The organism is Grimontia sp. AD028 (assembly GCF_000973155.1).
Taxonomy (GTDB): domain Bacteria; phylum Pseudomonadota; class Gammaproteobacteria; order Enterobacterales; family Vibrionaceae; genus Enterovibrio; species Enterovibrio indicus.
On sequence record NZ_LASY01000148.1, the window covers coordinates 1 to 12,143 of the forward strand.

The 12,143-nt window shown below is 45.4% G+C and carries 12 protein-coding genes; 4 read left to right on the top strand and 8 right to left on the bottom strand.

Translation table 11 applies throughout. The features are described from left to right. From RN22_RS22790 to cls, 8 genes are all read right to left on the bottom strand, one after another. Nucleotides 1–1,559, bottom strand: a 1,559-nt coding sequence (locus RN22_RS22790) for an immunoglobulin-like domain-containing protein (RefSeq protein ID WP_046308046.1), incomplete at its 3' end; no start/stop codon positions are given. Nucleotides 1,560–2,051: 492 nt separating this feature from the next. Continuing rightward, nucleotides 2,052–2,972, bottom strand: a complete 921-nt coding sequence (locus tag RN22_RS22795) for a manganese-dependent inorganic pyrophosphatase (RefSeq protein ID WP_002540219.1) — start codon at nucleotides 2,970–2,972, stop codon at nucleotides 2,052–2,054. Between the two features lie 152 nt (nucleotides 2,973–3,124). Further along, on the bottom strand, nucleotides 3,125–3,613 hold the full coding sequence (locus RN22_RS22800; protein ID WP_046308049.1) for a hypothetical protein: 489 nt from the start codon (nucleotides 3,611–3,613) through the stop codon (nucleotides 3,125–3,127). A gap of 27 nt (nucleotides 3,614–3,640) precedes the next feature. Continuing rightward, a complete protein-coding gene (locus tag RN22_RS22805; protein WP_046308051.1) occupies nucleotides 3,641–4,195 on the bottom strand; it encodes a porin family protein in 555 nt (184 codons plus the stop codon). A 127-nt stretch (nucleotides 4,196–4,322) separates the two neighbouring features. Beyond that, entirely contained in the window at nucleotides 4,323–5,249 is a 927-nt protein-coding gene (locus tag RN22_RS22810; RefSeq protein ID WP_046308053.1) for a LysR family transcriptional regulator, read from the bottom strand. Between the two features lie 112 nt (nucleotides 5,250–5,361). After that, nucleotides 5,362–5,664 carry a hypothetical protein gene (locus RN22_RS22815; RefSeq protein WP_002540214.1) on the bottom strand — a complete coding sequence of 101 codons (303 nt, stop codon included), beginning with the start codon at nucleotides 5,662–5,664 and terminating at the stop codon, nucleotides 5,362–5,364. Nucleotides 5,665–5,884: 220 nt separating this feature from the next. Beyond that, entirely contained in the window at nucleotides 5,885–6,313 is a 429-nt protein-coding gene (locus RN22_RS22820) for a MarR family winged helix-turn-helix transcriptional regulator (protein WP_046308062.1), read from the bottom strand. A 378-nt stretch (nucleotides 6,314–6,691) separates the two neighbouring features. Beyond that, nucleotides 6,692–8,152: a cardiolipin synthase gene (gene cls / locus RN22_RS22825; protein ID WP_046308055.1), complete on the bottom strand. Its 1,461-nt coding sequence runs from the start codon at nucleotides 8,150–8,152 to the stop codon at nucleotides 6,692–6,694. Nucleotides 8,153–8,586: 434 nt separating this feature from the next. On the opposite strand from cls, the gene RN22_RS22830 reads away from it, so the two are divergent. The 4 genes from RN22_RS22830 to RN22_RS22845 all read left to right on the top strand — a co-directional run bounded on the left by RN22_RS22830 (nucleotide 8,587) and on the right by RN22_RS22845 (nucleotide 11,925). Further along, entirely contained in the window at nucleotides 8,587–9,933 is a 1,347-nt protein-coding gene (locus tag RN22_RS22830; RefSeq protein ID WP_046308057.1) for a sodium-dependent transporter, read from the top strand. Between the two features lie 128 nt (nucleotides 9,934–10,061). Further along, on the top strand, nucleotides 10,062–10,733 hold the full coding sequence (locus tag RN22_RS22835; RefSeq protein ID WP_046308059.1) for a TIGR01621 family pseudouridine synthase: 672 nt from the start codon (nucleotides 10,062–10,064) through the stop codon (nucleotides 10,731–10,733). A 38-nt stretch (nucleotides 10,734–10,771) separates the two neighbouring features. After that, a complete protein-coding gene (locus tag RN22_RS22840) occupies nucleotides 10,772–10,981 on the top strand; it encodes a hypothetical protein (protein ID WP_039850247.1) in 210 nt (69 codons plus the stop codon). After that, nucleotides 10,978–11,925 carry a class I SAM-dependent methyltransferase gene (locus RN22_RS22845; protein WP_046308061.1) on the top strand — a complete coding sequence of 316 codons (948 nt, stop codon included), beginning with the start codon at nucleotides 10,978–10,980 and terminating at the stop codon, nucleotides 11,923–11,925. Before RN22_RS22840 ends, RN22_RS22845 begins: the two co-directional genes overlap by 4 nt. The last annotated feature ends 218 nt before the right edge of the window (nucleotides 11,926–12,143 follow it).

Below are 12,143 nucleotides of genomic sequence, written 5' to 3' on the forward strand. Positions count from 1 at the left end.
GTGGTGGTGCCATCATTGATGGTGGTTTCGACGGCAGCCGGTGCTGTGGGTTGCGCTTCAAAGTCACCGCCAGACGTCGAATCCACCGACACGGAAAACACATCATCATCCGCTGATTCATTGAGGCTGTCGATAAGAGTGTCTACCGTGAAGTCGACTGAAGTAGTACCGGCAGTGATCACCACATCACGGGTCACCGGGGTGATATCACCCTCTTCTGTCGTCTTGTGGCCAACTACCACAGTGATGGTGAAGTCAGAAGTAGGTGCATCCGAGAGCGTCAAGGTGTAGTTGGCGTTCTCACCCTCATTGACCGAGGCATCGCCAGTTAAGGTGAGCGTCGGTGCATCCGTGGTGGTGCCATCGTTGATGGTGGTTTCTACCGCATTAGGTACAGCAGGTAGTCCTTCAAAGGATCCCCCCGCGGAACTTGTTACTTCAACTTTAAAGGTATCTTCGTCAGCACGTTCATCATAAACATCATTAAGGGCTTCTACAGTAAAGCTTGCTGTTGTGCTGCCTTCAGGAATGACGACTAACTTTTCTGAAACTGTTATATCTCCAGTTTCACTGGAAATGTGGCTAATAGTAACGACTATTTCCATGTCTGAATATGGAGCCTCAGAAAGCTCCAATGTGTAGGTCGCGTCAGAGCCTTCATCCACGACGCTATCGCCACTCAATGAAAGTATTGGAGTGTCTTCACCAGCCTTCAGATCTTCAGTGTCTTCATCCAAAATGGTAGTAGTTAAGGGTGCGGATGAATCGACTAACTGTTGGTTATCGCTGACTTCAGTTTTGATAATAGAAACTTCAAAGCTGTCATCATCGTCACTTTCATCAAGGGAGTCGTCTAATATATCAACGACAAAGATGGCTTGAGTTTGGTCTTTAGGGATCACCAATTCTTGGGAAATAGGTGTTATATCGCCGGATTCTGATGTTTTATGCTGCACACTAATAGTGATCACAATGTCCGACGTTGCAGGCTCTGATAATGTAATGGTGTATGTGGCAGTGCCTCCTTCAAATACAGAGTTACTGCCATTTAATGTCGCTTGAAGGAGAGAAGGGACACTTGGCGAAGATGCCCCTGATTCTTGAGTGTTTAATAAAGCGTTTTCTCCAAAAACGTCAAGAAAGGGAGAGCTGTTACCGAAAGTGTAATCGGTATCAAATCCCGCTGAAGTCAATACAGAAAGTGAATTGGCGAGAATGACAGCCTGTGGAGCAAGTGAAGAACCTGGTGAAGCTTCGCCAGCCTGTGGATCCACATCTGCAACTAGTAAAGGGTCTCTACCTTCGCTGATTGCCTTAAGAATTTCCTCGAGATCATCCGTCAGTACCATGTCCGGCGAAACGTCACCGTCCACAAGCAGTACGGTATGCGAAGCTATATCATCCCCAGTTGCAGAGCTATTGTTTTCTTCATTTTGCAGTGGAATAAAAATAACGTCACCCTGATTTATTTTTATTCCACTTTGTGCATATTCAACTCGTCCATTTTTAGAAATAAATACTTTTTTATTAGCCATCTGATCTAGAGTCTCTTCGGACATCCATGAATCCTCAATTATCTACCAGTCTTTTATAAGAATAATCACCTGAATAGAGTAGGGCTTAATTAAGGCTTTGTGACTATGGATATGATGATTTTTTAATTATTATTTAAAAGTGTATTAATATTGAGAATTAATTCATTCGTCAACATTTGATGCGGAACTCATTCAAACTCAATGGGTTGATTAGACATGTAGTTGCAGTGACATCGGTTGATATCGCAGTTTTTAAGGTGTTGAGCTTAGCGGCTGATCCTTAGGTAAATAAACGACAACGTAAGGATGTTAGTTTTGAAGGTGGTGTATTAATAAAAGAGTGGTACTTATTATTCATCAAATAATGATGTTGGGAGCTTTATTATTATGCTGATCACAAAATAAAGTCACTTTGACTAGATGATTATATATTGGCTGTTATTTATAGCCAGAAAATCTGTCACTTAAGTGTATTAAAAAGGGCGGAAATCCGCCCTTTTTAATCGATATGCGCAATTAAGCAAATGCGTCTTGAAGCGGTGGAACGACCTGCTTCTTACGACTCAGAACTCCATCCAGCCAAACGCGGCCGTTTTCGGTTTCTTTACCGTATGCACGCTCAACAACAGAAACGTCATCAGAGATAACCAGAAGCTCAGAACCTTCTTTCATGATGTCAGTCAGTAGCAACATCACAGTATGGCGCTCGCCTTCTGCTTTTAGAGTAGCGATGTCTGCTTCCAGTTCTGATTTAATGTCGTCAAATACTGATAGATCGACTACTTCCAATTGGCCGATGCCTACCAGATTACCGTTCATGTTGAAGTCTTTGTAATCACGCATCACCAGATCACGGATAGGTGTGCCAGCGACTGCTGATTTCACATTGAACATTTCCAGGCCAAGGGCTTCGTAGTCTTCAATACCAGCAATCTTCGCTAGGTCTTCAACACAACGAATGTCTGCGGTGGTGCAGGTTGGAGATTTGAAGATAACGGTGTCGCTCAGAATCGCGCACATCATGATGCCTGCGATCTCTTTTGGAATTTCTACACCGTGGAAGTCATACATCATTTTGATGACGGTGTTAGAACAGCCAACAGGACGGATCCAACATTCCAGTGGGGTAGAAGTAGTTAGGTCGCCCAGTTTGTGGTGGTCAACGATACCGACGATCGTTGCTTCTGCGATGTCGTCAGGTGCTTGAGTCAGTTCAGAGTGGTCAACGATGTAAACTTCTTCGCCTGCATAGCTCAGTTTCAGCTCAGGAGCTTCGAAACCAAAGCGTTCCAGGATGAAAGCAGTCTCTGGAGAAGGTTCTCCAAGACGCGCTGCTACTGCTGGCTCACCGATTTGGTTTTTCAGGTATGCAAGTGCAATTGCACCACAGATAGAATCAGAATCAGGGATCTTATGACCCACAACATACATTGGCATATTTGGCTCTCGTCATGCTCACATTTGAATTTTGGCGCATTTTACCAGAGTGGCCTTAAATGTACATTCATCCATAGTATGAGGATGTAACAAACGCCCAACATGCGTTGAGCGTTAAAGTTACGGCGAAAAATGCTGAAAAACGGCAGCCATCAAAGTGGGAGGATCACACCGACGTTGAGTTGAGGCGCTAAGCCGCTAGGTAGAAAGGTGTCCTGATGTCGGAAGTATCCCATTTCAAGACCATATCTGACTTTGATAGGTAGATTGTAATCAAATACCAATGCTGCGCCGACACTTGGTCCATAGGCCTTCAGCTCTTCTCTATCACGGCCAAAGTAGTTTCTTGTGCCTTTGTACTCAGCAATACCAGCTTCGAGCTGAACCGAATACGCTTGGTGTTTACTTTCTAAATATTGAACACCTAAACGGTAGTGTTTAACTGACTCTTTGTCAGAGAACCAGTAGGAATCGGCAATTCCGAAACTGCCATACACGGCTTCAAACCCCATGACATCGTTAACGCCAAGTTGAGCACCCAAGCCCCACTGCATTCCGATTTTCAGGTCAGGAGAAAAATGGATATCTGCGGTTGCCATTGAGCTGAATGCTAGTGCTACAGAGCATACTAATTTTTTCATCGTTACTTCTTCCTGTTAGCGAATGGCTCAGAACTTATAGCCGATGGAAAGCGAAAAGTGGTCAGTGAAGGCATCGTCTGTCAGGCGGTCAATGCGCAGGTCGGTATAGATGGTGTCATTGAAAGTTGCTCTTACACCCGCACCGACGTAAATCGCGGTGTCTGAGTAAGAGCTGGAAGCACTTCCCGCATCACCAGCATGAAATTCGTACTTGTCTTTGTAGCTTGCAAGGCCAATGACGCCGTAAGGTTTTACATGGAATTGATTGAGATCGAAGGTATAGCCGATATCCGCATCTAACTTGTATGTGTTGGTTTTCAAGTTCGTACCGTATCGTTTCCCATCAGCAATGAGCTCGACACTGTCGCTTGTGTTGCTATATGACACGTTGACACCAACTATTCGGTTAATGTCATAGCCATATTCGAGTTTGAAACCATTACCCCAATCAACGCGCTCACCATAAATATTTTCAATATCAGCACTGATAAAGCCAACGCCTGCTCGGTGGCCTGAGAAATCGGCTGCCAAAGCGCTTAAAGGAAGGAGGAAGATGGAACCTGCTAACACTGCTTTTTTCATGATTGCTCTCTTTATAAGGGAGCATCCTTGCTAATTACGTGAGCCTGTCCTTAAGTGGCGAGACCAGAATAGGGGATTAGTGTGATAACCCCCAATTAGCAGCAGTTATGTCGGTGATTAGTGCTGGTTATTGGATGGCGAGTTCCAGTTCTTCTTTGATAAGGCTGTTGAGCCAAAGAGTCAGAGGGTCGTTACCGTTTCTTTGGTGGAAGAAACTATTGAGGGAGTAGGTTAGTTCGAAATCTTGGGTATCAATATCTATACGACGCAGAGAAGGGTATGAACTGAAGGGAAAGAGATTGCTGGTAGCGAAAAACATGTTTGATTTATGTAAAACATCGACTATCGCCATTGGGTAGGCAGAGCGAAAGCCAACTTTGTAAGGAAGAGATAATTCTTTCATCTTCTTGGCTGCAACGGGCAGGTCTTCACTCCAACCAGGTATGAAAAGAGAGGCAAGCTCGTACTTAGAAAATTCGTTCGGTGTCGCGGATTTTGATTGAATTGGGTGGTCTTTTCTTACCGCGCAACAACCCGTGAGGTCGACTAACTTCTGCTCCCGAATATGTTTCGGCTTAACATCAAGGCCATATGAAATACCCATTAGAAGTTGGCCACTTTCAATGTCTGTAATAGTAGAAGAAGTCCAATTAACAACTTCAACCTCGAGGAAGGGGGCTTTTTCCCTGAGCTCAAGAATAAAAGTGCCAGACAGACGTATCATGACTTGAGGGGCAAATGCGATCCTGATTTTTTTCTTCAGGGTGAGAGGTTCAAACGCTTCCAGTTCATTCAAAGAAGATTGGAGGTCGTTTAAAGCCGGAATAATTTTTGCGGCTAATTCTTCCGCTTTGGATGTTGGTTGCAGCCCCTCTGGGACTTTTATAAATAGCTCATCATTGAAAAAGTGACGGAGCTTTTTAAGGTTTTGGCTGACAGCAGGTTGCGTGACGTACAAACGCTCGGCGGCTTTCCTTGTATTTTTCTCTTGGAAAAGCACAAGGAAAATACGAAGTAAGTTGAGGTCGATAGTATTAAAAATATCTTTAGACATGAAGCGCTAAGCCAGTTCGAAACCAACGTTCATTATGCCGGATAACGCAGACCGTAAAAAGAAAAAACGCTGCCGGAGCAGCGTCAATGGGCACTATGGTGCTATGAAATTGTTATAGATCTCTCATCAGTATTTCAAGCTCTTCCGTGGCTTCTTCGATGAGATGCTCCAGTTCCTTGGCGTCATCATTTGCAAGTGGCAATTGCCAATGGACTGGTTTGCCATTTGACGTGTGTTTGCCTACCAACTTCGTCACTCTGCCGCTGCGTTCGAACCTTAAGTGTTCAAACTCTGCAGCGTGGCATTGACGTTTCTCAACGATCTCAATTTCTAACAGGCCGGTAGGATTAACCTGTACGTGAGCGTGTAATTGCTTTGTGTCTTTGAGCAAATAGTTTCTGTGTCGAGCCAACATAAACCACCCCTTAGCTGCGTCCCCATTCCGCACTTCAAGTGTAGTCAACTGGATGTGTATGGATCGCAAAAAAATGCGTAAAAATGCACAAACATTGATCAAGATACTGATGCGTATATGGATCTTTTTTCACGTATTAAATACGGTAATTTTTAAGGAGTTGCGGGCTTTAGGTGGGCTAAAAAAGAAAAACCCGAGCAGGGCTCGGGCTTTACGGGCATCACATTGCGCGTACAATTTTTTCCAGTGCTTTTTGCAATGAAGACATCTCTTCATTGGAAAGCAATGAAGACAAAATCAACTTATTGTTGGATTCTGCTTGAGACATCATGTCGGCCATCATTTGTCCTTTTTCAGACAAGGTCAAGATTTTGGATCGGCGGTCATGAATGTCATCACGACGGTCAATATAACCCTCCATCACCAAGCCTTGCACGACACGACTGACTTTCGACTTTTCACTGGCTAAATATGGCAACCCCATTAGATCGCCTTGGCGCAGTTCACCTTTGTCTGCCACTGCGGCGATAGTAATTGCCTGTTCAGAACTTAATGTGACGCCTTGCTGTTCCAACCAATCGTGATGACGCTTGGCTGATTTGAGAGCAACGAGTCGGCATAAAAAACTCAGTTCCGATTGAATATACACGATTATCACTAGTTTATTGGTGTTATAAGTGGCACGCATAGTACAACTGGAAATGAAATAAAGTCTAATCCGCTAGGCAGTTGTGTTATAAGAATGTATCGCAATGAGTTTATTGTTTTTGTAAATATAACATGATGAAAATTAAGAACTTATAATAGGCGTGTGAAATGACTTGTAGCAAATGTGATACCTGTCACTTATTGCTTTGAGTTTATTTTAAGCAGGGAGATTATTTAATAACCAAAAAAGACCTGAAAGAAAGTTCCAGGTCACATTCTATTATTTTGTAAAACTTTATGAATATATATAAAGCTCAACTTTTTGAATACTTTTAACGCAAGTATTAGTAACAATTTTCTGGATAGAGTGGGGTATAAGTTAAAGTAAAGGGCTAAACATATAAAAGAACTGCTCAATCGGACGATTAAACACAGAACGTCTAGACCACTCGGTTCGGTCAACCAGAGAAGAGTTCGCCATGTAGCCATTTTGCAGCGCAACTAAATCGTCGCAAAATTCAGGGTCATCTACGCAGAGCGTCAATTCAAAATTGAGCCAAAGGCTGCGCATATCCAAGTTCACCGTCCCGATAAGACAGAAATTGTCATCGACCATCACTGACTTAGTATGCAAAAGTCCGCCATTGAAACGATAGATATTAATGCCCGCGCGTAACAGCTCGTTAAAGAAAGAGCGGCTGGCCCATTCCACCATCAGGCTGTCGTTTTTGGCCGGAATAATAATATTTACCGTGACTCCGCGCTGTGCGGTCGTTTGCAGTGCACTAAGCAGGCTCTCACTGGGTACCAAGTAAGGTGTGGTGATTGTCAGGCTCTTTTTCGCCTGATGAATCGCCAGCATTAGTACCTGTTGAATGATGCCATCCGGCATACCGGGACCGGAAGGAGCGACCTGAACCGAGTGATTTGCATGACGATGCTCTTCAATCAAGCTGCATTGAGGCAAATCGGGCAGATAGCGAAGGCCGGTTTCCACCTCCCAGTCCCAGGCAAATATGCTGTTGAGAATAGGCACGGAAGGACCTTCGGCTTTGACCATAATGTCGACCCATTGGCCTACACCTGCATTCTGCTTAAAGAAACGAGGGTCGACCAAGTTCATCGAGCCTGTGTAGCCAATCTTGTTATCGACTATCACGATTTTGCGATGCTGACGGATATCCAATCTGCGAAGGAACATACGCGCTGGACTGACCGCAAGAGCTTCAATGAGTTCAACCCCGGCTTTACGCATTGCATCAGGCCAATGGCTTCTGAAAAAGGTTTTACTACCAGCGGAATCAAGCAGAATTCGCACCGTAACGCCGCGTTTCGCTGCATCACACACCGCTTTGGCGACATCGTCTGCATGTCCGCCAGGATGCCAGATATAGAAGACCATATTGACTGAGTGTTCGGCCTCCCTGACGTCTTGAGCTATGTTCCGGAGAATGTCTGCGGTTTCTTTGAACAACGTGAGTTGATTACCCGCCAACGCAGGGATACCTGCCCGTCGCAGGCATAAATCGTGAACAGGGCGAGCGAGGAAACTTTGGTGCTGTGGTCGGTGAGCTTCACATTCATTGATGGTTTCAAGCCATTTACCATAAGGCGCAAACATAGATCTGGCGCGTTCGGCCCTTTTCCTACCAAGGTTGAGCTCGCCAAAAAGCAGGTAAAGAATGACACCAACAATAGGAATGATATAGATGATCATCAACCAGGCGATGGAAACACCAAGCGCGCGACGTTTGAGCACCACGCGAATAGTCACACCAGCGATAAGCAACCAATAAAAGAAGACGCTTGCCCACACCAAAAACTGATAAATCTTATCCATTTCAATCCACTTAGACCCAAAACATCCCCAATATAGGCTGTTAAGAAACAGTATGCACTGTATTTAGCTATGCATATTCCCAATCGCGAGGCAGACGGGAAGTATTTTCCAACTCAACAGACAATTGTTAATAAATCTTTGTCACTAAGTGTTTATAAAGTAATCAGAAGGAGGGCGGAAATGGGGAATTATGTTGGCTGATCGAAAAATATAGCGCGATCGCTTCAAATTTTATTCTCTAACTGGTTTACTTGCCATGCCTGTGCATCAAACAGGAGTTTTGAGTTCTGTAATTATAAGTTTACAGCCTGGCGATCTCTCCCCAAGGAAGGTCGAACATTACCAGGAAAAGAACCACCCAGTTAACTCTCGCTGAATGAGGCTGTCAGGGACGAATTGGGTATAACAATATTAAAAATTTTTAGAGAGTGATTATGGCAAGCGGTAATAGAGCCCAATTTTCTTCCCGTTTAGGGTTTATTCTTGCCGCCGCAGGTTCTGCGGTGGGCCTTGGCAACATTTGGGGTTTCCCTACGCAAGCGGCTAGCAATGGTGGGGCCGTCTTTTTACTGACCTACCTCGCAATGGTATTTATTCTGGCTTACCCACTGTTAGTGGCTGAACTGACCATCGGTCGTTACGGTGCATCTAACCCTATTCGTTCCCTGATTTCTGTTGCACCAAAACAAAAAGCGCTTGGCTCTGCGGTGGGTATCGCCGGTATGTTGGGCGTGAGTGGCATTCTAAGCTTCTATGCCATCGTGGCGGGTTGGTTCTTTGGTTTTCTCGCGGGCCCGTTGCTGAGCGCAGTGGGAATGGATGCAGCAGCGGCTTGGCTGGAAGGCTTCAGCATTGAACGCAATCTGGTATTGATGTTGCTGTTCATGGTGTTGACGATTCTCGTGGTTCGTAATGGTGTCGCAGACGGTATTGAAAAATGGTCAAGCCGTTTGATGCCGGTGCTGTTTGTGCTGTTCATCTTGATGGTGATTTATACCCTTTTCCAACCGGGTGCTGTTGATGGCCTGAAGATGTATCTGGTTCCGGATACTTCGCACTTCTCTCCTGATCTGATGGTCAGTGCGATGGGGCAGGCATTCTTCTCTCTGTCTATCGGTGTGTGCACCATGATGGTTTACGGCTCATACCTTCGCAAAGATGCGGATCTGCCTAAAACAGCGGCGCAGGTTGCTTTGCTAGATACGGGTGTTGCCTTTGTTGCGGGCCTTCTGATCCTCCCTGCAATGTTTGCGGCTCAACACAACGGTGTGCAGATTTACAACGAAGCCGGTGGCCTCTTAGATGGTGATACATTGGTATTCAGTGTGTTGCCAGCAATGTTTGACACCATGGGCAGCGCAGGTCTGATTGTTGGCGTGGCGTTCTTTGCACTGATGGTTATCGCAGCTCTGACCTCATCGATTTCTATGCTTGAAGTGCCAGTATCTTGTGCTTCTGAAGAACTGAACAAAGACCGTAAGACAGTCGTATGGTGGATTGGTGGTGCAATTGCGCTGTTCTCAACCGTTATCATCTTTAACTTTGGTTCACTGTTTGGTCTGGTGATCAGCATTACCACAGAGTACATGCAGCCAATTCTGGGGCTTATCATGGCGCTGATTGCGGGTTGGATTTGGAAGCGTAACCAGGTACTGGAAGAGTTGCGTCAAGGTAACCCAGAAATTTCGGAGAGTCTGTTTTGGAAAGTGTGGCCAACCTACGTTCGTGTAGTGTGTCCAATCCTGATGGCGTTGGTCTTCCTATGGCCCTTGATTAAGTAATCCTCATCAAGCGCAAACTCAACCTCGTATCCCCGGTAAATACCGGGGATTTTCTTTTCTGATTAGAGAAATTTGGGGCGATTGGGTTTACACTCTGCGCTTATTTTTCTGCAGCGACAGGTTTACCCATGTTCAGTCTGGTTTTTCAGAATGATGACTTTCTGGTCATCGATAAACATCCCGGCATTAGTGTTCACAAAGACGATTATGATCAGCCTCTTTTGAGTGAAGTGGCGAAGCAAACGGGCGACGAAAAACTCTACCTGATCCATCGACTGGACAAAATGACCTCTGGCTTGCTTCTATTAGGACGTCATCAACAAGCGGCCTCTGAGCTTTCATCCATGTTTGCCGACAAAACGGTGCAGAAGTTTTATCTGGCTCTGTCTGCAAAGAAGCCAAATAAAAAGCAGGGCACCATTATTGGTGATATGACAAAAAGTCGCCGCTCAATGTGGAAGCTTCTATCCACCAAAACCAATCCTGCTATTACCCAGTTCTTTTCCACGTCTGGTGGTGAAGGTAAACGCTTATTTCTCTGCAAGCCTTACACAGGAAAAACTCACCAGATCCGGGTGGCGCTAAAAAGTGTTGGGTCGTCAATTATGGGTGATGAAACATACAGCGGGGCGGGGGCAGACAGGGGATACCTTCATGCGTTTGCCCTTAGGTTCAATCACGGTGGCGAGGCATTTTCATTCCAACAAAAGCCAAGCATTGGTAACGAATGGCCTGAACTGCCAGAAGAATGGCAAACACCAGAAGCGTTAAACTGGCCGAAGTTGCCGCACCAAAAATAGTAATTAAGTACTCCAAGGATGGAAGTATGGAGTCAAAAATGGCACTTAAACAAAAGAAAACACGCACGCTTAGAAAGTCAGGCTCTTCGAGTCGTTATTGGAGCTTGGCGAACTTTCGTCGCCAACTGAGAAAGAAAAAAGCGCGCGGGTGTAACCGCCGCAACTGTGAATTTTATAATTTGCAGTTGAGCAGTCAGATTGTCGAACAGAATGTCTTTACCGAAAACGCAAAGGAAACGATTGAATGATGAATGCCGCCGCGCTGCCTACATTTTTTGACGTGCTTAGCGCTCGCCTTGCTGAGTGTAACCAAGAAGTACGCCGTGTTTTCCATGGACGTGGGCGTTGCTACGAAGGTTTAGAGCAGCTAACCGCAGATTGGCTGGGTAAAGGCGTGCTTCAGATTGCGATATTCAAAGAATCAGATAGTGAATTCTATGCAGCGTTGCAAGAAGGCATAAGCGCTTTGGTAGCAAGTGATGTGTGGACGAAATGCCAAGGTACGACGGTCATTCTTCAGCATCGCGACCGTGAAGGCTCAGAAACCGAAACCTTGGTGGGCGAAATGCCAAACCAGATTGAAGTGGTTGAGAATGGCCTTAACTACAAGTTGGACTTGGGTAAGCGCCAGAATAACGGTCTGTTTCTGGATATGCGCCTTGGCCGTCAATGGGTGCAAGAAAATGCAGCTGGCAAACGCGTATTGAACTTGTTTGCGTACACCTGTGGTTTCTCTGTGGCGGCTATTGAAGGTGGCGCAGAAAAAGTGGTGAACCTGGATATGGCGAAATCTTCACTCTCACGAGGCCGAGAAAACCATCACCTGAATCAGCACGATTTGAGCAAGGTAAGTTTCCTTGGTCACGAGCTTTTCAAATCTTGGGGCAAGGTGAAGAAGTTTGGTCCTTACGATCTGGTGATCATCGACCCGCCTTCATTCCAGAAAGGCAGCTTCGTACTGACCAAAGATTACGCCAAGATCCTGAGACGTTTATCAGAATTGGTCGCTGACGGTGGTGATGTGCTGGCTTGTGTTAACGCGCCAGACGTGAAATCTGAATTCCTGACAGAGCAAATGAAAGAGCAAGCTCCAGCGTTCAGCTACATCTCTCGACTCGATAACCCACCGGAATTTGAAGATATTGATACTGACAGTGCGCTGAAAGTGATGCATTTTAAACATAGGGCTTAATTTAGGTTCGAAGCTTTATGGACGCATTTCAACGGATAGAAACACCAGGGTCTGTTGACCTTTGGTGGTTAAATTTTGTTCTGACCCTAAGCGTTTTAGGCGCGGCGAGGTGTGTGTCGCCTAGTCATTCTAAGCAAATACACCTCAACAAAGCATAAAACGCTTAGGGCAGAACCCTCCGGGCAGCGTTTGTGGGGAATTTCTGCAGCGTTATCGGC